The 20,337-nt window shown below is 64.4% G+C and carries 19 protein-coding genes; 6 read left to right on the top strand and 13 right to left on the bottom strand.

Going from position 1 to position 20,337, the window contains the following annotated elements:
• Positions 1 to 146 precede the first annotated feature (146 nt).
• The 8 genes from IRL76_RS08590 to IRL76_RS08555 all read right to left on the bottom strand — a co-directional run bounded on the left by IRL76_RS08590 (position 147) and on the right by IRL76_RS08555 (position 9,123).
• Positions 147 to 2,267 (bottom strand): prolyl oligopeptidase family serine peptidase, encoded by a 2,121-nt coding sequence (locus IRL76_RS08590; RefSeq protein ID WP_343072226.1) that lies wholly within the window; start codon positions 2,265 to 2,267, stop codon positions 147 to 149.
• A 105-nt stretch (positions 2,268 to 2,372) separates the two neighbouring features.
• Positions 2,373 to 3,797, bottom strand: coding sequence for an ArnT family glycosyltransferase (locus tag IRL76_RS08585; RefSeq protein ID WP_200980963.1), 1,425 nt, complete (start codon positions 3,795 to 3,797; stop codon positions 2,373 to 2,375).
• Between the two features lie 203 nt (positions 3,798 to 4,000).
• Entirely contained in the window at positions 4,001 to 4,258 is a 258-nt protein-coding gene (locus tag IRL76_RS08580; protein WP_200980962.1) for an ATP synthase F1 subunit epsilon, read from the bottom strand.
• A gap of 4 nt (positions 4,259 to 4,262) precedes the next feature.
• Complete coding sequence (atpD, locus tag IRL76_RS08575; protein WP_200980961.1) at positions 4,263 to 5,720, bottom strand: F0F1 ATP synthase subunit beta; 1,458 nt, start codon at positions 5,718 to 5,720, stop codon at positions 4,263 to 4,265.
• A 20-nt stretch (positions 5,721 to 5,740) separates the two neighbouring features.
• Positions 5,741 to 6,112 carry a hypothetical protein gene (locus tag IRL76_RS08570; RefSeq protein WP_246449622.1) on the bottom strand — a complete coding sequence of 124 codons (372 nt, stop codon included), beginning with the start codon at positions 6,110 to 6,112 and terminating at the stop codon, positions 5,741 to 5,743.
• A gap of 10 nt (positions 6,113 to 6,122) precedes the next feature.
• On the bottom strand, positions 6,123 to 6,998 hold the full coding sequence (locus IRL76_RS08565) for a F0F1 ATP synthase subunit gamma (RefSeq protein ID WP_200980959.1): 876 nt from the start codon (positions 6,996 to 6,998) through the stop codon (positions 6,123 to 6,125).
• Between the two features lie 28 nt (positions 6,999 to 7,026).
• Positions 7,027 to 8,556 (bottom strand): F0F1 ATP synthase subunit alpha, encoded by a 1,530-nt coding sequence (atpA, locus tag IRL76_RS08560; protein WP_200980958.1) that lies wholly within the window; start codon positions 8,554 to 8,556, stop codon positions 7,027 to 7,029.
• Positions 8,557 to 8,568: 12 nt separating this feature from the next.
• A complete protein-coding gene (locus IRL76_RS08555; RefSeq protein WP_200980957.1) occupies positions 8,569 to 9,123 on the bottom strand; it encodes a F0F1 ATP synthase subunit delta in 555 nt (184 codons plus the stop codon).
• A 207-nt stretch (positions 9,124 to 9,330) separates the two neighbouring features.
• On the opposite strand from IRL76_RS08555, the gene IRL76_RS08550 reads away from it, so the two are divergent.
• The gene (locus IRL76_RS08550; protein WP_200980956.1) at positions 9,331 to 10,161 is read left to right on the top strand and encodes a TauD/TfdA dioxygenase family protein; all 831 of its coding nucleotides are present in this window, start codon (positions 9,331 to 9,333) and stop codon (positions 10,159 to 10,161) included.
• Between the two features lie 26 nt (positions 10,162 to 10,187).
• On the opposite strand, the gene IRL76_RS08545 is transcribed toward IRL76_RS08550, so the two are convergent.
• Positions 10,188 to 11,726, bottom strand: coding sequence for a S1 family peptidase (locus IRL76_RS08545; RefSeq protein ID WP_200980955.1), 1,539 nt, complete (start codon positions 11,724 to 11,726; stop codon positions 10,188 to 10,190).
• A 97-nt stretch (positions 11,727 to 11,823) separates the two neighbouring features.
• Between IRL76_RS08545 and IRL76_RS08540 the strand changes: the two genes are divergently transcribed.
• From IRL76_RS08540 to IRL76_RS08530, 3 genes are read left to right on the top strand one after another with little or no spacing between them, the layout of a single operon-like run.
• Positions 11,824 to 12,291 (top strand): DUF1203 domain-containing protein, encoded by a 468-nt coding sequence (locus IRL76_RS08540; protein WP_200980954.1) that lies wholly within the window; start codon positions 11,824 to 11,826, stop codon positions 12,289 to 12,291.
• Positions 12,288 to 13,319: a bifunctional DNA-binding transcriptional regulator/O6-methylguanine-DNA methyltransferase Ada gene (gene ada / locus IRL76_RS08535; RefSeq protein WP_200980953.1), complete on the top strand. Its 1,032-nt coding sequence runs from the start codon at positions 12,288 to 12,290 to the stop codon at positions 13,317 to 13,319. The genes IRL76_RS08540 and ada overlap by 4 nt, the downstream gene beginning before the upstream one ends.
• A 1-nt stretch (position 13,320) precedes the next feature.
• Entirely contained in the window at positions 13,321 to 14,067 is a 747-nt protein-coding gene (locus IRL76_RS08530; RefSeq protein WP_200980952.1) for an isocitrate lyase/PEP mutase family protein, read from the top strand.
• Here the strand turns inward: IRL76_RS08530 and IRL76_RS08525 are convergent.
• Positions 14,052 to 15,617: a cryptochrome/photolyase family protein gene (locus tag IRL76_RS08525; RefSeq protein ID WP_200980951.1), complete on the bottom strand. Its 1,566-nt coding sequence runs from the start codon at positions 15,615 to 15,617 to the stop codon at positions 14,052 to 14,054. The two genes, IRL76_RS08530 and IRL76_RS08525, sit on opposite strands and share 16 nt — an antisense overlap.
• A gap of 34 nt (positions 15,618 to 15,651) precedes the next feature.
• Positions 15,652 to 16,248: an FMN-dependent NADH-azoreductase gene (locus IRL76_RS08520; RefSeq protein WP_200980950.1), complete on the bottom strand. Its 597-nt coding sequence runs from the start codon at positions 16,246 to 16,248 to the stop codon at positions 15,652 to 15,654.
• Positions 16,249 to 16,289: 41 nt separating this feature from the next.
• Here IRL76_RS08520 and IRL76_RS08515 point away from each other — a divergent pair, with 41 nt between their 5' ends.
• A complete protein-coding gene (locus tag IRL76_RS08515; protein ID WP_200980949.1) occupies positions 16,290 to 16,715 on the top strand; it encodes a winged helix-turn-helix transcriptional regulator in 426 nt (141 codons plus the stop codon).
• On the opposite strand, the gene IRL76_RS08510 is transcribed toward IRL76_RS08515, so the two are convergent.
• Complete coding sequence (locus tag IRL76_RS08510) at positions 16,712 to 18,877, bottom strand: primosomal protein N' (RefSeq protein ID WP_200980948.1); 2,166 nt, start codon at positions 18,875 to 18,877, stop codon at positions 16,712 to 16,714. The genes IRL76_RS08515 and IRL76_RS08510 overlap by 4 nt on opposite strands.
• Before the next feature lie 64 nt (positions 18,878 to 18,941).
• Here IRL76_RS08510 and IRL76_RS08505 point away from each other — a divergent pair, with 64 nt between their 5' ends.
• Complete coding sequence (locus IRL76_RS08505) at positions 18,942 to 19,640, top strand: DUF4197 domain-containing protein (RefSeq protein WP_200980947.1); 699 nt, start codon at positions 18,942 to 18,944, stop codon at positions 19,638 to 19,640.
• On the opposite strand, the gene IRL76_RS08500 is transcribed toward IRL76_RS08505, so the two are convergent.
• Positions 19,637 to 20,290, bottom strand: coding sequence for a DUF2490 domain-containing protein (locus tag IRL76_RS08500; protein ID WP_200980946.1), 654 nt, complete (start codon positions 20,288 to 20,290; stop codon positions 19,637 to 19,639). The genes IRL76_RS08505 and IRL76_RS08500 overlap by 4 nt on opposite strands.
• Positions 20,291 to 20,337 lie beyond the last annotated feature (47 nt).

The raw sequence follows: 20,337 nt of genomic DNA, 5'->3' as shown, positions 1-20,337 counted from the left end.
ATGACCATACCGCGGAGCTGCGCGCTGAGCCGAAAGCTTCCCCCTTCATGGTGTGAGGGCTAGCCGATGATAGTCGCACACGCGACTGAATTCGTTACCGAAGTGAGAGCCGGGATGCTGCCTGCATCCCGGCCCGGGTTCTCGCCTCAGTCCTTCAGCTGCTGGAGCAGGTAGACGAACTGGAGCGCCTGCAATTGCGCGCGCTGTTCATTGTCCACGCCGCCCGAGTGGCCGCCGGTGGTTTCCTCGTAATAGTAATAGGGCTGGCCGAGCGCCTTGAGTTTCGCCGCACCCTTGCGCGCGTGTGCCGGATGCGTGCGGTCGTCCGCGGTCGAGGCCCACAGGAACGGGGTGGGGTAGTCCACGCCTTCGACAATGCGCTGGTAAGGCGAATAAGGCTCGATCCACGCGCGCTCTTCAGGATTGCGCGGGTCGCCATATTCTCCGGTCCATGATGCCCCGCGCCCGATCAGGTGGAAGCGCAGCATATCGAACAGCGGAATCGCCACGATCGCAGCATTGAACAGGTCGGGGCGCTGGGTCAGCGCCGTGCCGACCAGAAGCCCGCCCTGCGAGCCGCCCTGTATCCCGAGATGCTCCGGACTGGTGATCTTGCGCGCGACAAGGTCGTCGCCGACCGCCTGGAAATCGTCCCAGGTGCGCTGCTTGTTCTCGCGCATCGCCGTCTGGTGCCACTTCGGTCCGAACTCGCCGCCACCGCGCAGATTGGTCAGCACATAAGCCCCGCCATTCTCGAGCCACAGCTTGCCGGTGGCGCCGAGATAGCTCGGCAGCATGGAAATCTGGTAGCCGCCATAGCCATACATCAGTGTCGGGGTGGTCCCGTCCATCTTCATCCCCGCCGGCTTGACGAGGAAATAGGGGATCTTGGTGCCGTCCTTGCTGGTCGCTTCGAACTGCTCGACGCTCATACCCTCGGGATCGAAGTAGGAGGGCGAGGTCTTGAGCACCGCCGGAGCGGCGCTGCCGTCGGTGTAATACAGCGTCGTCGGCTGGAGGAAGCCCGAGACCGTGTACATGATCTGCTCGGTCTTGTCCGAACTGGCCGCGATGCCCACGGTGGCATTGTCGGGCAGGGCAACCTGCTGCTGCACCCACTTGCCGTCCTCGAAATCGATCTTGAGGACCTTGCCCACGACATTGTCGAGCAGGCCGATGTAGAGCGAGCTAGCGGTGTTGGCCCCGCCGCTCTTGGTCTGCCGGTCACCCGGCGCCCAAACGAGCGTCTTGGCCGCGCCGTTGGGATCGGACTTCCACTCGTTGAGATCCATCGCGACGATGCTGTCGGCGGGGAAGGTCTGGCCGTCGACGGTCCAGTCGACATCGGTCGAATAGAGCATGTGGCCATCGACAATGCCGTAAGGGCTGGCCTTGGACGGGATTTCCAGCTTCAGCCATTTGCCGTCCTTCTCGACGTAATATTCGCTGTCGTGGAAACTTACGCTGCGATAGGCGATGCGACCGTGGATCACGTCCTCGCTGTCACGCAGCAGGTAGACCCCGGCCGAAACGTCGGTCGGCTCGCCGCGGTAGATTTCCTCGGCGTTGACGATATCGGTGCCGCGCTTCCACAGGCGGGTGGTGAAGGGATATTCGCTCTCGGTCAGCGTCCCTTCGCCGAAATCGCGGCCGACCAGCAAAGTATCCTTGTCGAGCCAGGAAACGCCACCCTGGCTCTTGTTCGCGAGCGTGAAGCCGTCCTCGACCCAGGTCTTGGTCGCCGTGTCGAATTCGCGCAGGATCGTCGCGTCCTCGCCACCATCCGACAGTGCGATCATGCACAGGTTCATGTCGGGCGGCAGGCAGCTTGAGCCCTTGTAGACCCACTCCTTGCCCTCCGCAGCAGCCAGTGCATCGATGTCGAGCACGGTTTCCCATTCGGGATGTTCGGTGCTGTAGCTTTCGATCGTAGTGCGACGCAGCAGCCCCTTCGGGTTCTGCTTGTCCTGCCAGAAATTGTAGAGCCCGTCGGGGCGGAAGCTGACGAAGGGAATGCGGTCCTGGCTGTCGAAGATTGCCAGAGCCTCGGCCTTCAGCTGGGCGAAGCGCGGATCCTTGGTCAGCATGCCGAGCGTGCGCTCGTTCTCGGCCTTGACCCATTCCATGGCCTTGTCGCTGCGCGCTTCTTCCAGCCAGATAAAGGGGTCCTGCTCGGGGCCGGGAATGCCGTCGTCCTGAGCGTTTGCGGGGGTAGAAGTCGCCAGCGTCATGGCGGCGGCCATGGCGAGCATGGATACGAGTTTCAAGTGCAGTCTCCCAATGCATTCAATGCAATGGCGATTGGCCTAGCATTGCGCGGGGCCACTTGTGGCCAACCGCTCGACGAGGAGACGACTCGCGTGGACGAAGGGTCAGTGCGGCACTGTGTCGCGCCGGGCCCAGACGCGGATCTTGCGCTTGTGCAGCTCCTCCATGGCGATCTCGACATAGTCGTGTTTGACAGTTGTCCAGACCAGAGCCTTTGACTCCTCGTTCTGAGGGGTAAATGCGGTGTCGGCCGTGACAATCACGGGCGGCTTCTTTGCCAGAATGCGGCCCACTTCGGCAACTTGCGAGATGCCTAGCGAATTGCGCTCGAATGCATTGTTGAGGTGGTCGGGATAGATGTAGCGCGTGGGCAAGCAGGAATTCGTCATGCGATAAAGCGCGGTGGGACCGTCGAAGATGTAGAGGCAATTGTTGCCGCTCACCCTCGGTTTGATCGCCGCTGCAAGGCTGGTCATTTTCTCGCGATGCTCGTCGGCCTTCTCATACTTCCCCGGCAGGAATTGGAGGTAGCCGAATGCGATCAAAGCCAGCATCAAGGGAATTGGGCCGATCGCGCCTTTGCGGTCGAGAATGGGCAGGCTGGTAAGCGCAACGACAGGAGCGAGTGACGCGTAGTAATAAAGATAGACAGTCGCAGGCAGGTAAATCGTGCAAACGGTCGCGCCCAGCCAGAGCACAAAGAACCGGTAATTGTGTGGGACTCGCGGTGTCGAAAGTCGGAAGGCTGCATAAAATCCGAGTGCCAGCAAACCAAAGACGGGCAATAGGAAGACCAAGTGCCCCGATGCAATTCTCCCTGAATTAGCCGGAAGGCGCTCGAAAAAGGATACGAAGTTGGCGAACGCGAACTCGTCCCAATGCCCGGCAACCCCATATGCCAGCCCGATCAAAAATGTCGGGAGGATTCCGAGTGCCGCGAAGCTGACAGCTTGACCAACAAGTGCTGACCACTGTTTCCCCATACGGAACTGCCCCCACAATGCCCACAATCCGAAGAAGATGCACTGGGGGAGTACTGTGTATTTCACCTGGAGCGCGATGCCTCCGATCGACATTGCGATCAGGGAGCGCTGCAAGGCGCGAGCATGGTGTGGATCGATGACCAGCAGCGCCATGCAGAGCATCATCGGAACGAAAAAAGCCTCCGCCTGTCCCGATTGGCTTCCGTAAATCGAAAGCAGGAAGATGTAGAGGAGCCCCGCGCCGAGTGCGGTTATCCGGTCGACCAGGCTTCTCGCCAACCGGTAGGTCATCCACGCTCCACCGACGGTGAACAACGCTGCCAGCACCTGGTAGGCAACGGGTCCCGGCCCGCCAATCAGGTGGGCGAGGGCAAACAAAGCGAACAGGCCAATCGGCTTGCGGTCCCACAGGTCGACGTATGGGAGCGCGCCGTGGGTCATCTCGAGCCCGATCAGCGAGTAAAGCTGCTCGTCGATGTCGGCATTGGGATCGCCGAACCATGCTGCGCGGACGGCGAAGGTCACGAGTGCAAGCGCGGCGAGCACGGCGATCTCGCCATACCTGCCGCGCCTTTCGGTCTGCACCGCGCCTGCCTGAGCCGCTGTCATTGCAGGGTGATGCCCTTGCTAGGTACCAGTCGCCAAGGCGAGGTGGCGGGTTTTCACCTGTTGCGGAAAGTACGGCCGATGAAACGAAAAAGGGCGGCCCCGCAGGACCGCCCTTTCGAATTTCACGAGCTGCGGAAGGATCACCCTTCGACGTGCTCCGCCAGGACCGTCAGGCCCTTTTCCGAAACCTCGGCGAAGCCGCCGCGGACTTCGATGGTCTCGGGCGCGGCGCCTTCGGTCTTGTAGACCTGCACGGCACCGTCGCGGATCGTCGACATGAAGGGCGCATGGCCCTCGAGCACGCCGAATTCGCCTTCCGTGCCGGGGACGACCACCATGTGGACTTCCTCGGAGCGGACCAGCTTCGCCGGCGTGACGAGTTCGAAGTGGAGGGCCATGTGCTTACGCGTCCTCGGCCAGCTTCTTCGCCTTGGCGACTGCCTGGTCGATACCGCCGACCATGTAGAAGGCAGCTTCCGGCAGGTGGTCGTATTCGCCGTCGACGACAGCCTTGAACGACTTCACGGTGTCTTCGAGCTGGACGAACACGCCCGGGATGTTGGTGAACACCTCGGCGACGTGGAACGGCTGCGAGAGGAAGCGCTGGATCTTGCGGGCGCGGGCCACGGTCAGCTTATCTTCTTCCGACAGTTCGTCCATGCCGAGAATGGCGATGATGTCCTGCAGGCTCTTGTACTTCTGCAGCGTTTCCTGGACGCGGCGAGCAGTCTCGTAGTGCTCGGCACCGACGACGCGCGGTTCGAGAACGCGGCTGGTCGAGTCGAGCGGGTCAACTGCCGGGTAGATGCCGAGTTCCGAGATGGCGCGCGACAGCGTGGTCGTTGCGTCCAAGTGGGCGAACGAAGTTGCCGGAGCCGGGTCGGTAAGGTCGTCGGCGGGGACGTAGATCGCCTGCACCGAGGTAATCGAGCCCTTGGTGGTCGAGGTGATGCGTTCCTGCAGGTTACCCATGTCGGTCGACAGGGTCGGCTGGTAGCCGACGGCCGAAGGAATACGGCCGAGAAGCGCCGACACTTCCGAACCCGCCTGGGTGAAACGGAAGATATTGTCGACGAAGAACAGCACGTCCTGGCCTTCGACGTCGCGGAAGTATTCCGCCATGGTCAGGCCCGACAGGGCGACGCGGGCGCGGGCGCCCGGCGGCTCGTTCATCTGGCCGAAGACGAGGGCGACCTTCGAACCTTCCGAAATCGCCTCGCCGGCCTCGTTCTTGGCGATAACGCCGGCGTCGAGGAATTCGTGATAGAGGTCGTTGCCCTCGCGGGTACGCTCACCGACGCCCGCGAACACGGACACGCCGCCGTGGCCCTTGGCGATGTTGTTGATGAGTTCCTGGATGAGCACGGTCTTGCCCACGCCGGCGCCGCCGAACAGGCCGATCTTGCCGCCCTTGGCATAGGGGGCGAGGAGGTCGATAACCTTGATGCCCGTGACGAGAATGGCCGCTTCGGTCGACTGATCGATGAAGAGCGGAGCCTCGGCGTGGATCGGGCTGCTGGTTTCGGCACCGATCGGGCCGCGCTCGTCGATCGGCTGGCCGACGACGTTCATGATGCGGCCAAGCGTCTTCGGGCCGACAGGGACCGAAATCTGCGCGCCGGTGTTCACGACTTCCTGGCCGCGGACGAGACCGTCGGTGCCGTCCATCGCGATGGTGCGGACGGTGTTTTCACCGAGGTGCTGCGCGACTTCGAGGACCAGCGTGTTATCGCCGTTCTTCGTTTCGAGCGCGGTCAGGATCGCCGGCAGTTCGCCGTCGAACTGTACGTCGACGACGGCGCCGATGACCTGGCTGATGGTGCCGTTGGGGCTCTGGTTAAGCTTGGGTGCGGTGGCCATGATGTGTGTGTCCTACTGGATCAGGAGGCTTTGTGGTGGGCGCCATGCTCGGCGCAAACGGTCGCGGCGTCGGCCAGCATCCATGCGGTGCTGTCCTCGTTCGCGGTGATGGTCGCCTTGTGGCGCAGGTAAGTGTCTTCGCCGAGGCCGTATTCGCACACGACGTCCTTCGAACCCATGCCGGCGCGCTTGCACACGGCGGTGTTCACCGGCTCGGCACCTTCACATGCTTCGCCGAAGAGCTTGCTGAAGGTTTCCTGGTCCGGCGCGGGCAGGGTGTTGACCGGCTCGGGAGCGGCCGCAACCGTCTCGGCAGCTGCCGGTGCTTCTTCGGCCTGCTGGCCGCAGGCGGCGAGGGCGAGAACGGGGAGAAGGAGGGCGATTTTCTTCACGTGAGGGTCCTTACAGTGCTTCCGCACCGGCAATGATTTCGATCAGTTCGGTGGTAATCGCGGCCTGGCGGCTGCGGTTGTACTGGATCGTCAGCTTGTTGATGAGGTCGCCGGCGTTGCGCGTGGCATTGTCCATGGCGGTCATCGATGCACCCTGTTCGGATGCCTCGCGTTCGATCAGCGCACCGAAGACCTGGGTCTTGACGTAGCGCGGCAGCAGTTCTTCGAGGATTTCCTCCTCGCCCGGCTCGTACTCGACCACGGCATCGCCACCGGCTGCGGTATCGGTCGCAGGCGAGGGGACCGGGATCAGCTGGTCGACCGTCGGTTCCTGCGCCAGGGCCGACTGGAAGATCGGGTAGACGAGGTGGGCGACATCGAATTCGCCCTTTTCGAAACGTGCGATCAGGTCGTCTGCGATGGCTTCGGCTTCCTCGAAACCGGGCTGGCGCACGGCAGAGGTGTCGAACCAGTGGTCGATCCGCTCGGCATAGTCGCGCTTGATCGGGGCACGGCCCTTCTTGCCGATGAGGTAGAAGTGCACTTCCTTGCCCTCGGCGATCAGCTTGGCGGCCTTCTGCTTGGCAGCCTTGACGATGTTCGAGTTGAGGCCGCCGCACAGGCCCTTGTCGGTGTTCACGACCACCAGCAGGTGGCGCTTGTCCGAACCGGTGCCCTTGAGCAGCTTCGGCGCGCTGTCGCCGCTCACCTTGGAGGCGAGCGAGGCCATCACGCCCGACAGCCGTTCGGCATAGGGGCGTGCGGCTTCGGCGGCAGCCTGCGCACGGCGCAGCTTGGCCGCTGCGACCATCTGCTTGGCCTTGGTGATCTTCTGGGTCGACTTGACCGAGTTGATCCGGCCCTTGAGTTCTTTCAGCGAGGCCATGACGGCTCCCTAGCTAGTCTCTTGGGTCTCAGGCGAACTGCTTGGCGAAAGCCTGAAGCGCGTCGACGACCTTGTTCTTCACATCGTCCTCGAACTTGCCGGTGTCGCGGATTTCCTTGAGCACGGCGGCGTGTTCGGTACGCATGAAGGACAGCATCTGCTCTTCATAGGCGGTGACGCGGTCGGTCGGGATCGCGTCGAGGTAGCCGTTGGTGCCTGCGAAGATCGAAACGACCTGCTCTTCCACCGGCATCGGGTTGAACTGGCGCTGCTTGAGCAGCTCGGTCAGGCGCGCACCGCGGTTGAGCAGCTTCTGCGTTGCGGCGTCGAGGTCCGAGCCGAACTGCGCGAAGGCGGCCATTTCGCGATACTGGGCGAGGTCGAGCTTCATCGAGCCCGCGACCTTCTTCATCGCCTTGGTCTGGGCGGCACCGCCCACACGCGACACCGACAGGCCGACGTTGATGGCCGGACGGATGCCCTGGTAGAAGAGGTCGGTTTCGAGGAAGATCTGGCCGTCGGTGATCGAGATCACGTTGGTCGGAATGTAGGCCGACACGTCGCCCGCCTGGGTTTCGATGATCGGCAGCGCGGTCAGCGAACCGCCGCCGTTTTCGTCCGACATCTTCGCCGCGCGCTCGAGCAGGCGGCTGTGGAGGTAGAACACGTCGCCGGGGTAGGCTTCGCGGCCCGGCGGGCGGCGCAGCAGCAGCGACATCTGGCGGTAGGCGACGGCCTGCTTCGAAAGGTCGTCGTACACGATCACGGCGTGCATGCCGTTGTCGCGGAAGAATTCACCCATCGCGGCACCGGTGTAGGGCGCGAGGTACTGCAGCGGAGCGGGCTCCGAAGCGGTAGCGGCGACGACGATCGAGTATTCCATCGCGCCGTTTTCTTCGAGCGCGCGGACGATCTGTGCGACGGTCGAGCGCTTCTGGCCGACGGCGACGTAGATGCAGTAGAGCTTCTTGCTCTCGTCGCTGCCCTGGTTCGCTTCCTTCTGGTTGATGAAGGTGTCGATCGCGACGGCGGTCTTGCCGGTCTGGCGGTCACCGATGATCAGCTCGCGCTGGCCACGGCCGACGGGGACGAGGGCGTCGATGGCCTTGAGGCCCGACTGGACGGGTTCCGAAACCGACTGGCGCGGGATGATGCCCGGCGCCTTCGATTCGACGCGTGCGCGCTTCTCGGCGACGATCGGGCCCTTGCCGTCGATCGGGTTGCCGAGTGCGTCGACGACGCGGCCGAGCAGGCCCTTGCCGACGGGAACGTCCACGATGGTCCCGGTGCGCTTGACGCTGTCGCCTTCCTTGATGGTGGCGTCCGAACCGAAGATCACCGCACCGACATTGTCGGCTTCCAGGTTGAGGGCCATGCCCTGCATGCCGTTGGAGAATTCGATCATCTCGCCAGCCTGCACGCTGTCGAGGCCGTGGATGCGGGCAATACCGTCACCCACCGACAGCACGGAACCGACTTCGCTCACCTCGGCTTCGGTGCCGAAGTTGGCGATCTGGTCCTTGATGACCTTGGAGATTTCTGCGGCGCGGATATCCATGTTTCTAGTCCTTTAAGCCTTCATGGCCTGGGCGAGAGAATTGAGACGGGTGCGGATCGAGGCGTCGATGCGCTTCGAACCGATGGTGACGACAAGGCCGCCGAGGAGATCGGGGTCGACCTTGGTGGTAAGCTTTACAGTGCGGCCCTCGCGCGCGGTCAGCTTGGCCTTGAGCTGGTCGAGCTGCGCGTCGGTGAGGGCATGGGCGCTGGTGACTTCGGCGGTGACTTCGCCACGCTGGGCAGCGGCAATAGCGCGAAAGGCGCGGATCACGGCCGGCAGCTGCGACAGCCGGCGGTTCTGCGCCAGCACGCCGAGGAAGTTCTGCGAAAGGGCCGAAAGGCCGAGAACCTTGGCCACACCTGCCAGCGCCTGTTCCGCAGCAGCGCGCGAAACCTTGGGGTTGGTAGTGAGCAGCGAAAGCTCGTTCGATTCGGCGAGAGCAGCCTCGATCTTCTCGAGATCCGATTCGACCGCGGTAACGGTCCCGTTCTCGGATGCGAGATCGAACAGGGCCGATGCATAGCGGCCTGCCAGGCTAGCCTGAATACCGGCGGAAATATCCACGCGCTTGAGGTCCTCTTGGGTCCGGAAGAAAAGTCTGTGCAACCGCACCGATAGGCAGGCGAAACAGAGTCGCCCCGGCAGGGTCGGCGCGCGCCTAGCAAAGGGTCTTGGCACTTGCAACCCGAGTCAGCCCCGGAAAGATTGGACTTTGGGTCGGACAGGCATAGACTGTCGCCGAAGCACGCGCGGTCGCAAGGGAAAGATGCGATGGAAATGGTGCCGCTGGCCCCCAATTGCGGGGTCGAATTTTCCGGTGTCCGCCTGGCCGAGGCCGAGGGCGCGGCGATGGATGCGATCAAGCGCGCCATCTACGAGCACGGCGTGGCCATCTTCCGCGACCAGCACGATTTCACTCCCGAGGCGCATATCCTCTTCGCCCAGCGCTGGGGCGGGATCGACATCAACAATTATTTCCCGCTGACCGAAGAGCATCCCGAAATCGCCATCGTCAGGAAGCGCGAGGACCAGACCACCAATATCGGCGGCGGCTGGCACACCGACCATTCCTATGACCAGGTGCCCGCGATGGGCTCGGTGCTGGTCGCGCGCCATCTTCCGCCTACTGGCGGCGACACCATGTGGGCGCACATGGGCGAGGCCTACGACGCGCTGCCCGACGATCTCAAGGCCGAGATCGAGGGGCTGCAGGCCTACCACACGGCCGATCACATCTATGAAGAGGGCGGTCTTTACGCCAAGACCGACATGGGCAGCGAACTGCGCGGCCAGTCACTGAAGACCGGCGCCACCCATCCCGTCGTCATCCGCCACCCGCAAACGGGCCGCAAGCTGCTCTACGTCAACAGCGCCTTCACCTGGAACATCGTCGGCAAGACGCGCGAGGAAAGCATGCCGTTGCTCCAGCGCCTCTATGCGGCAGCGACCGCCGCGGACAACACCTGCCGGCTGGAATGGAAGCCCGGCACGGTGGCGATCTGGGACAACCGCACCACCTGGCATTATGCGCTGAACGACTATCAGGGATACGCCCGCGAAATGCACCGCATCACGCTGAGCGGGGAGGCGCTGGCGGCCTAGTCGGGTCCTGCTGAAAAGCTCCGGCTCTAATTCTTCGGGCTGCACTCGTAGACCAGCCGCTCGTTCGGCTGCTGGGGTAGCTGGCTGGTAACCTCGCCCTGCAGGTCGCCGAGGCTGCCCGCCGCACCTTCGACGCCGCATTGGGGTGCGCTGTACTTGCCGCGCGCGATGCGTGCCTCTTCCATCGCGCTGCGCGACAGGAGGTAACGTTCGACGCGGTAGATCTTGCGGTCGGGATCGAAGCTGTTGACCGAGACCGCGTCTTCCGAATTGGGCACGAAGATGCGCGACCACGTGCCGCCGGAGAATCCGTACTGGGTACGCTCGTTGACGCAGCCGCCGCTGGTCCAGTCGAAGTCGACGTCCTCGGTGTCCGAAGTCGTGATGCGGCTGCGTTCCGGGATGAGGACGCACTTCAGCGCCATGTCGCCGGTCTCTGGCGCTTCATTACCGTGGTCGGGTGCATCCTCCTGCATGGCGGCGGCCACGCGCCGGTCGATTTCGTCGAGGCCCGGACGCGTCAGGTAGGCGGCCAGCGCAGCCAGCGTCACAGCCGCCGCAGCCCCGCCAACGATGCGCAGGCGCTTCTCGTCGCGCGGTTCGGCATTCCACAGCGAAAGCGCCCACTGACCAAGCCCGAAAGCGACAAGGAGCAGGACGAAAGACAGGAAGACGCGATCCTCGCGGTCGGTGATGACTCCCTGTTCCGCTTCCAGCATGGCCCGCTCGCGCTTGGTGCGCAGTTCTTCGGTCTGCTGCTCGAGGTCCTGCCGCGCGACCATCTGCTCGCGCTCCATCCGCTGGCGTTCCGCTTCGTCGAGGTCGGCCATTGAGCGACAGGGCAGGTCGTTCACCCGTGGCGTGACGCCATTGGCCTTGAGGAAGGGGATCAGTTCGCGGTTGGATACGGCGAAGAAGAATTCCGCATCGCCCCCATCGTTGTCGGACCCGAAGCTGTTGACGCCCAGCACGCGCCCGCAATTGTCGAGCAGCGGGCCACCCGAATTGCCGCGCGCGATGGGGGCGGTGTGGAGGATCGAATCGAACTGCTTGCTGGGCCGCGCTCCCGAAACGAAGCCACGGCTCTTCACCGGCGGCTGGCTGCGGAAGAGGTCTGCCAGCGAAAGTCCCTGCGCGCGGTCGACATTCATCGGATAGCCGACGCTGGTCACGTCGCCGCTGTCGGGCGGCGCTCCACCGGCCAGTGCGAGTTGCGGCAAGCGGAGCGATCCGGTGATGCGGACGAGCGCGAGATCGTTCTTGGTCGAGGTGGTGATCAACTGGCCGTAAACCGCCTCGCCCCCACCGCTGGGAATAATGCCGATCCGCAGCTCGTTGTCGCGCATCGCATCGCGCACGACGTGGGCGTTGGTCACGATCTTGTCGGCTGCCACGGCAAAGCCCGTGCCATGACTGACAGGGTAAAGCTCATCCCCGTCCTGCCCGATGATGACAACGCGCACCACGCCCCGCGCGGCAGCGTCGATGTCCGCCGGATCGGCCAGCGCCATCGCAGGAGCAAGGAGCGCTAGCAGCGCGGCGAACAAGGTGAAGATGCGTCCCATCCGCGACCACTTTTGGCCGTCATCGGCTTTGACCGCAAGACACGGGATGCGCGCTCCGCACAGTACGGCCAGAACGAGGTCAAAGGAGTATTGGACAATGAATTACGTTATCGAAGGCCTCGATCCCGCGCCGTTCGCCCCCTTGTTCGGCATGCCGGATGACGCGCTTGCCGAAATGGGTGTGGTGCGGATGCGGGCCGACGAGGCTCCGGGGTTCCCGTGCCGTGTAACTCTCGACGAAGTGCCGGTCGGTGACACCTTGCTCCTGCTCAACCACGAGTCGCGCATGGGCGATACGCCCTTCCGCGCGAGCCACGCGATCTTCGTGTCCGAAGGCTGTGCGGCACCGGCTCGCTACTGCGACGAGCTGCCGCCGGTGATGCAGTCCCGCTGGATGTCGTTGCGCGGCTTCGACGCAGACGGGATGATGGTCGATGCCCGGCTCACCGCTCCGGGAGAAGCGAACGCGGGATTGCGCGAGCTGTTTGCAGACCCCAGAATAGTCGAGATCGACGCGCACAATGCGGTGCGCGGTTGTTTCGCCGCGCGCGCCAGGAGGGCATGATGGCATCCGTCCCCAATGACGATACCGCATGGGCTGCCGTGCTGCGTCGCGACCGGGCGTTCGACGGACGCTTTGTTACCGGCGTGCTGACCACGGGCATCTATTGCCGCCCGTCCTGCGCGGCGCGCCATCCCCTGCGCGAGAATGTGCGCTTCTATGCCAGTGGCGCTGAGGCGCGGGCGACCGGCCTCAGGGCTTGCAAGCGCTGCATGCCCGACGACGTCTCTCGCGACGAGGCGGCGGTGCTGGCGGCGATCGACGAAATCAAGCAGGCCGAAGACGCGCCCTCGCTGACGGCGCTTGCGGACATCGCCGGGTATTCCCCGACGCATTTCCAGCGCGTGTTCAAGCGAGCCACGGGCCTCTCGCCCGCCGCCTATGCCCGCGCCCTGCGCGAGGAGCGGGCGCGCGATGCGCTGAGTGCTGGCGAAAGCGTCACGAATGCGATCTATGACGCGGGCTACGGTTCGGCCTCGCGCTTTTACGAGGATACGAAAGGACGGTTGGGAATGACGGCAAGCGCATGGCGTGATGGCGGGGCCGGGGTGACGATCCACTGGGCAGTGGTGAAGACCACGCTCGGCCCGATGCTGGTCGGCGCCACCGACAAGGGGGTCTGCCGCCTCTCCTTCAACGAGGACGAGAGTGAACTCGCCCGCCGCTTCCCCAAGGCCGAACTGGTCGAGGGCGGAAAGGATTTCGAGCGGCTGCTCGCCGACGTCGTCGCCAGCGTCGAGGCACCGGGTGACTTCGCCCATATCCCGCTCGACGTGAAAGGCACCGCCTTCCAGGAAGCCTGCTGGAAGGCCCTGCGCGACATTCCTGCGGGCGAGACGCGGACCTATGCCGATATCGCGGCGGCGGCAGGCAATCCCAAGGCGGTGCGTGCCGCCGGGAGCGCCAATGCCCGCAACAATGTCGCCGTGCTGATCCCCTGCCACCGCGTGATCCGCACCGGTGGTGACCTCGGCGGCTACGCCTACGGCCTCGATATAAAGCGCGAACTTCTCGCGCGGGAGAAGAACTGAGATGAGTAACAAGGTAGTCCAGTTCCGCGCCATGCACGTGCCCGGCAATCCGCTGGTGCTGTACAATATCTGGGACGCCGGTTCGACGAAGGCCGTGACCGAAGCGGGGGCGAAGGCAATTGCGACTGGCAGTTATGGCGTCGCCGAGGCGCAGGGCTTCCATGACGGCGAAACCCTGCCGTTGGAAATCGTGCTCGAGAATCTGCAGCGCATCCTCTCGGTCACCGACCTACCGGTCACGATCGACATGGAAGCGGGCTATGGCGATACGCCGGAGGAGGTCCGCGCATCGGTTGCCAAGGCCTTCGAACTCGGTGCCGTCGGGATCAACATGGAAGACCGCCTGCCGGGCGAAACGGCGCTGCTACCGGTGGCGGACGCAGCCGCACGCATTGCGGCAGCCGCATCGACCGGCATCCATGTCAACGCCCGCACCGACGTCTATCGCGGCAAGGACCCGGCGGATTACTCGCAAGGCCTGATCGACGAGGTCCTCGAACGCGGCCGCGCCTATGCCGAAGCCGGGGCGGGCAGCCTCTTCGTGCCGTTCCTCGGCGACCATGCGACGATCCGGGCTATCTGCGAAGGATCGCCGCTGCCGGTCAATGTCCTCTGGGCGCCGGGGCGCGGCACGACGGCCGAACTCGCGGCACTGGGCGTCGCGCGCATCAGCTATGGCCACGGCCCCTGGGCGGCGACAATGAACTGGCTCAAGGAACAGGCACAGGCGGTCTACGCGCAGGGCTGACGCGCCCAGCCTTCCGCCGCCGGTTCAAGCGTGTCGAGGAACGCCGCGGCACTCTCCAGATATTCCCGCTGCTTGACCTCGCCCATCCGGTCCCAGCTTGCGTAGATACGCCCGATACGCGGGTTCTTCTCGAACCGATCGCGGTGGCGCGCCAGGAAGTGCCAGTATAGCGGATTGAAGGGGCACGCGCCTTCGCCAGTCTTCTGGCTGACCTTGTATCGGCATCCCGAACAGTAGTTGGACATTTTGTTGATGTAGTTGCCCGACGCCGCATAGGGCTTGGACGCCAGCTTCCCGCCGTCGGCGTAGAGGATCATGGCGGCGACATTGGGCAGTTCTACCCAGTCGTAGGCATCGGCGTAGACGACGAGGAACCAGTCCTCGACCGCCTGCGGCTCGATCCCCGCGAGCAGCGCGAAATTGCCGAGCACCATCAGCCGCTGGATGTGGTGCGCATGGGCATTGTCGCGGGTCGAGCGAATGCAGTCGGCGAGGCAGGCCATTTCGGTCTCGCCGGTCCAGTAGAATTCGGGCAGCGGGCGATGAGCATCTAGAGCATTGGCCTCGGCGAGGCCGGGCATCTGGTTGAAGTAGAAGCCGCGCACATATTCGCGCCAGCCGATGATCTGGCGGATGAACCCCTCGACCGAGTTGAGCGGAGCCTTCCCGTCACGATAAGCCTGCTCGGCTCGGCGGCACAGGTCCAGCGGGTCGAGCAGACCGAGGTTGATGCTGGTCGAGAGCATCGAATGGAACAGATCGTCCTGCCCGGCGATCATCGCATCCTGGTAAGGGCCGAAGCATTCGATCCGCTCCGCAAAGAAAGCGTCGGCGGCGCGTTCGGCCTCGACGCGGGTGACCGGCCATCCGAAGCGTTCGAGCGAACCGAAATGGTCGCCGAAGCGCGATTGGACGAGGTCGATGACCTCGTGCGTGATGCCGTCGGGTTCGAATTTCGGGCGCTCGGGTGCTGCCAGGCCTTCTTTCGGCGGCTTGCGGTTTTCGCTGTCGTAATTCCACTGGCCACCGGCTGGCTCATTGCCGTCCATCAACAGCCCGGTCTTGCGCCGCATCTCGCGGTAGAAGAACTCCATGCGGAGTTCCTTGCGATCCTTCGCCCAGTCGTCGAACTCGGCCTGCGAACAGACGAAACGGTCGTCACGCAGGATTTCCACCTCGCAGGCGAACTTGTCCGCCCACTGATCCATGTCCTGCCGAACGCGCCATTCCCCCGCCTCGACCACGCTGACGAGGCGCGGGTCGTGCCGTTCGATGGCCCGGGCCAACTCGCCCGTGAAGCTGCCTGCATTGTTCGGGTCGTCGAGCCTGACATAGTCGACGGTCCAGCCCGCTTCGCGCAACTCTTCCGCGAAGTGGCGCATGGCCGAGAAGACGAGGACGATCTTCTGCTTGTGGTGCCTGACGTAGGTTGCCTCGTCGCACACCTCCATCATCAGGATGACGGTATCGGCCTTGGTGCGCCCGCCCAGGCTGGCAAGTGTGCGCGTCAGCTGGTCGCCGAGGATGGGAACAAGTACGGGGCCGGGCATTGCGCCATCAATGCACCGGCCCCGTCATGGTGCCTCACAGCTGGGCGATTTCCTCCTTCGCTGCGGCAAGGCCCGCCGCAATTGCATCGGGACCGTACCCTGCCTTCTCGACCCGGACGAAGTGAAGATCGTCCACCCCTATAAAGCCGAAGAAGGTCGTCAGCAGGCTCTCCTGGTTCTCGGCCATCTGGTCGGTCGAATATTCGCCGCCGCGCGCCGAGGCGACCACCACCTTGCGTCCGCCTGCGAGGCCTTCCGGACCAGCGGCCGAATAGCTGAAGGTCACGCCGGGCACGCCCAGGCGGTCGAGCCATGCCTTGAGCTGCGAGGGGATCGAGAAATTGTACATCGGCGCCCCGACGATCACCACGTCGGAAGCGAGGAATTCGTCGAGCACGGCACGCTGGTTGGGATAGGCGGCGGCGACGGCCTCCTCGTGCGTTTCGGGCGGCGTGCGGATCGCCTTGGTGGTGATCGGGTCGATATGCGCCAGCGGGTCGGCCACGAGGTCGCGGGTCACGACCTTCGCATCGGGATGCTTGGCGGTGAAATGGGCGAGAAGTTCGTCGGTCAGCTTGCGGCTGATCGACTGGTCGCCGGTCGTCGAACTGTCGATGCGAAGGATTTGCATATGCGGGACTCCATAGTTACTATTGATAACCTGGAGGCCATATGGAAACTGCACCCCGACCTGCGCAAGAAGGCACTTTCCTGTCCGATAGGGACACCGGTGTTACCCTTGAAGTTCACGACACGCCGCAATGCACGGCGGTGAATGACATCCTCGCCCGCGTCGGCGACAAATGGTCGGTGCGCGTGGTCATGGGCCTTGCGGATGGATCGCGCCGTTTCAACGAATTGCGCCGCGACATTCCCGGGATTTCGCAGCGCATGCTGACCCGCACGCTGCGCGGACTGGAGCGGGACGGGCTGGTCAATCGCACCGTTACGCCCAGCGTTCCGCCGCGTGTCGATTATGCACTGACGGCACTCGGGCGCTCGCTTTGCGATCCCGTGGCGCGGCTGGGCAATTGGGCAATCGCCAATATCGGCAAGGTCGAGGCGGCGCGAGCCGTGTTCGACAGCGAGCAGGACTAGACGAAACTGTAGGGGTCGACGTCCACCGCCACGCGCACGCCGGGAGGGTGGTCGACCTGCCGCAGCCAGCCGCGAATGACGTCCTGCAGTTGCACAGAACGCCGCGCATTGATGAGGAAGCGATAGCGATAGCGTCCGCGCAGCAACGCCATCGGGGCAGGGGCGGGGCCGAGGATCTGGCAATCATCCACCTGCGGGCGGAAGGCGCCCAGCCGGTTGGCAGCCTCGCGGGCTTCGGCATCGTCCTCGGAGGAGATGATGATCGCCGCCCAGCGGCCGAAGGGCGGCGCGCCGGCATGACGACGTCCCTCGGTCTCGGCGGAATAGAAGGCGTCCCGGTCACCAGCGGCGAGCGCGGCGATGACGCTTGCCTCGGGGTGGCGCGTCTGGATCAGCACTTCGCCCGGCTTTGAGCCGCGACCCGCGCGACCGGCAACCTGTGCGACCTGCTGGTAAGTCCGCTCGCCCGCGCGCAAGTCCCCGCCTTCGAGGCCGAGATCGGCATCGACCACGCCAACCAGCGTCAGCTCGGGGAAATGGAACCCCTTGGTTACCAGTTGCGTGCCGACAATAACGTCGATCTCGCCTGCTTCGACCAGCGCAATGAACTCCGCTGCCTTGCCGGGTGAGTTGAGCGTGTCCGAAGTCGCGACGAAGACCCGCGCATCGGGCAGGCGCTCGGCCACCTCGTCGGCGATGCGTTCGACCCCCGGCCCGCACGCGACGAGGCAATCGGGCTCGCCGCATTCGGGACAGGCATTGGGGCTGGGCGTTTCGTGCCCGCAATGGTGGCAGGCAAGACGGCGCGAGAAGCGGTGCTCGACCAGCCAGGCGCTGCAATTGGGGCACTGGAAGCGGAAGCCGCAATTGCGGCACAGCGTCAGTGGGGCATAGCCGCGGCGATTGAGGAACAATAGCGACTGTTCGCCCCTGGCCAGCCGTTCCTCGATCCCGTCGACCAGCCGCTGGGCCAGCCACATGCCGTGGGGCGGCTTCTCCTGTGTCAGGTCGATGGTATCGATCGCGGGCAGTTCGGCACCGCCGAAACGGCTCGGCAGGTCGATCTTGGTGTAGATCCCGCTTTCGGCCATCTGCAGGCTTTCGAGCGCGGGCGTGGCACTGGCGAGAACCACCGGCACCTTCTCGAAATGCGCGCGCATCACCGCGACGTCGCGCGCGTTGTAGCGCACGCCGTCCTCCTGCTTGAAGCTGACCTCGTGCGCCTCATCGACGACGATGAGGCCGAGCATGCGAAACGGAAGGAACAGCGCAGAGCGCGCACCGACCACGACCTGCGCACTACCGCTGGCAACCGCGCGATAGGCGCGCCGCCGTTCGGTCGATTTCAACGAAGAATGCCAGAGTACCGGTGCCGCGCCGAAACGCTCCTCGAAGCGGTGGAGGAAATTCTCGGTCAGCGCGATTTCGGGCAGCAGAACGAGCACCTGCCGCCCCATCCGCAAAGCCTCTGCGACAGGTTCGAAATAGGTTTCGGTCTTGCCCGATCCGGTCACGCCATCGAGCAAGAATGGAGTAAATTCGGCCTTGCGCACGGCCTCAGCAAGGGTTGCCGAGGCTTCGGCCTGTTCGGGGCTGAGCTCGACGTGGGCGAAATCGGGCCGCGCCTCGTCGTAGGGGCGGTCGCAATCGACTTCGACCGGTTCGAGAACGCCCTGGTTGACGAGACCGCGCAGCACGCCTTCGGAGACGCCCGCAAGGCCTGCGAGTTCGCGGATATTGGCCTGCTCGCCCTCCAGCGCCTCCATTGCGGCGAGGCGTTGCGGGGTCAGCCGCTCGGGCATCCCGCCGGTGAGGCGATACTCGGTCATTGTCGCCGGACCCTTGAGCGCACCACCCGAACTCAGGGCCATCCGTGCGACACCCGCCATGGAGGCGACGTAATAGTCGGCCGTCCATTCGATCAAGCGCCGCAGCGGAGCCGACAGCGGCGGGACCGGAAGCACATCGCGCAAGGGACGCAGCTTTTCCGCCGGAACCTCGGTCCCGGGCAGCCGTTCAGCCTCCCATACGATCCCGATCACGGTGCGCGGGCCCAGCGGGCATTCGACCACCGAGCCGGGCTCGACCTCCATGCCGTCGGGCACGCGGTAATCCAGCGGGCCGAGTGCGGCATTGAGGACGAGGCAACGAACGCGGTTCATGGTCCCGCCATATGGGCGGCGGCACGATGGCCACACAAGGGTGGGAAGCAAGAGGACTGACGATATGACCCAATTTCTCGAACAACCCACCGGTCGCAGGGCCTTCCTTGGTGGACTGACGCTGGGCGGCGCGGCACTCGCGCTCCCGTCATGCGCCGGCCTGCCCGGTTTCAGCATGGTCGACGCGGTTCAGCGGCTGCTCTTCCTGTCGAGCGAGCGCGCCTTTGGCCGCATGCTCCAGTCCGACGGCTTCTGGGACAGCCAGGTTGCGCAGCTGGGCCTCGGCAACCTGCTTGGCACGCGTGGCGACGTATTGAGCCGGATCCTCACCTCGAGCCTGTTCAAGAACCGGCTGGAAGGTGCCTTTGCCGATATCGCTTACGAAGGTGCAGAACGAGCCGCGCCGCTGGTGACCGAGGCAGTGCGCACAATCGGTATCCAGAACGCGATCGACCTTGTTCGCGGCGGGCCTACCGCTGCCACTTCATTCCTGCGAGGTTCGATGGGCACATCATTGGTCGAGGCGATGGTTCCCGAACTGGGCGATGCCATGCGTGTTGCCAGCGATCCTCTGGTCGGCGAGCTGCTGCGTGGCCTCACCGGCGTCGACCTTGCCGGTGCCACCAACCGCTTCGCCAACAACATCGACAACACCATCTGGCGCGAGATGGGGGTCGAGGAAGCGGCGATCCGCGCCAATCCGCGCGAGACCAATGACCCGCTGATCATCGGCGTCTTCGGCGTCGGCGGCGCGGGCTACTAGAAGCTCCAGCCGCCCGACAGCATGGGTGCGTGGATGACGCGTGTCGGCAAGTCGTCGCGCGCCGGGGCTATGATCAGCGTGTAGCCGAACCCGGCGTGGAGATGCTGGCCGATGTCCTGCCGCACGCTTGCGACCGTGCGCCACTGGTCGCGGGCCGGCAAGGTATCGCGCCGCTCCGAACGGACCGAATCGATCCATTCCTCCGCGACGCTGATGCTGGTGTGCTCGGCAAGGTTGAGCTTGTACTTCACCTGCACGCGTTCGCGCAGGCCCAGCCGGTCCACGCCGCCGCCGGTTATCTCTTCGAGGCGAAAGCGCAGCGAGAGGTCACCCTTCGAAAGTTCGACCTGCTGGAACGGGCGGAACGAGTCCGGCCCGACGACATAGGTCAACCCGCCGCCCACGCTCAGCGCGCTCGACAATTCACGGTCGAGCGCCGCGCGCAGCACGACCTGGTCTTCTCCCCGTGCGGCGTCGCGAAAGCGGGGCATGACGAGGAAAGTCAGGTTGGTCCGCGCATCGAGCGGCATCGATGCGTCGAACATCAGCCACAGCTGCGTTTCATCGTCCGCCGCATGTGCCGCACACGGTTGCCATGCGGCGAGCATGGCGGCAAAGCAGGCACTGATCCTAAGTCTGGTTCTTCCCATGCCGATCGCATAGGGGCGGGCGCAGACTTCGCCTATCCGGATTCGGG

The sequence above is a fragment of the Qipengyuania soli genome, assembly GCF_015529805.1.
GTDB lineage: Bacteria > Pseudomonadota > Alphaproteobacteria > Sphingomonadales > Sphingomonadaceae > Qipengyuania > Qipengyuania soli.
Note: the sequence above shows the minus strand (reverse complement) of the source record. Positions and strands in the feature narration are given on the sequence as shown.

What these genes read in the sequence shown, in the direction of transcription:
- IRL76_RS08580 (WP_200980962.1), bottom strand. Translation starts at nt 4,258, where the DNA reads ATGGCCCTCCACTTCGAACTCGTCACGCCGGCGAAGCTGGTCCGCTCC.
- atpD (WP_200980961.1), bottom strand. Translation starts at nt 5,720, where the DNA reads ATGGCCACCGCACCCAAGCTTAACCAGAGCCCCAACGGCACCATCAGC.
- IRL76_RS08565 (WP_200980959.1), bottom strand. Translation starts at nt 6,998, where the DNA reads ATGGCCTCGCTGAAAGAACTCAAGGGCCGGATCAACTCGGTCAAGTCG.
- atpA (WP_200980958.1), bottom strand. Translation starts at nt 8,556, where the DNA reads ATGGATATCCGCGCCGCAGAAATCTCCAAGGTCATCAAGGACCAGATC.
- IRL76_RS08550 (WP_200980956.1), top strand. Translation starts at nt 9,331, where the DNA reads ATGGAAATGGTGCCGCTGGCCCCCAATTGCGGGGTCGAATTTTCCGGT.
- IRL76_RS08545 (WP_200980955.1), bottom strand. Translation starts at nt 11,726, where the DNA reads ATGGGACGCATCTTCACCTTGTTCGCCGCGCTGCTAGCGCTCCTTGCT.
- IRL76_RS08540 (WP_200980954.1), top strand. Translation starts at nt 11,824, where the DNA reads ATGAATTACGTTATCGAAGGCCTCGATCCCGCGCCGTTCGCCCCCTTG.
- ada (WP_200980953.1), top strand. Translation starts at nt 12,288, where the DNA reads ATGATGGCATCCGTCCCCAATGACGATACCGCATGGGCTGCCGTGCTG.
- IRL76_RS08530 (WP_200980952.1), top strand. Translation starts at nt 13,321, where the DNA reads ATGAGTAACAAGGTAGTCCAGTTCCGCGCCATGCACGTGCCCGGCAAT.
- IRL76_RS08525 (WP_200980951.1), bottom strand. Translation starts at nt 15,617, where the DNA reads ATGCCCGGCCCCGTACTTGTTCCCATCCTCGGCGACCAGCTGACGCGC.
- IRL76_RS08520 (WP_200980950.1), bottom strand. Translation starts at nt 16,248, where the DNA reads ATGCAAATCCTTCGCATCGACAGTTCGACGACCGGCGACCAGTCGATC.
- IRL76_RS08515 (WP_200980949.1), top strand. Translation starts at nt 16,290, where the DNA reads ATGGAAACTGCACCCCGACCTGCGCAAGAAGGCACTTTCCTGTCCGAT.
- IRL76_RS08510 (WP_200980948.1), bottom strand. Translation starts at nt 18,877, where the DNA reads ATGAACCGCGTTCGTTGCCTCGTCCTCAATGCCGCACTCGGCCCGCTG.
- IRL76_RS08505 (WP_200980947.1), top strand. Translation starts at nt 18,942, where the DNA reads ATGACCCAATTTCTCGAACAACCCACCGGTCGCAGGGCCTTCCTTGGT.
- IRL76_RS08500 (WP_200980946.1), bottom strand. Translation starts at nt 20,290, where the DNA reads ATGGGAAGAACCAGACTTAGGATCAGTGCCTGCTTTGCCGCCATGCTC.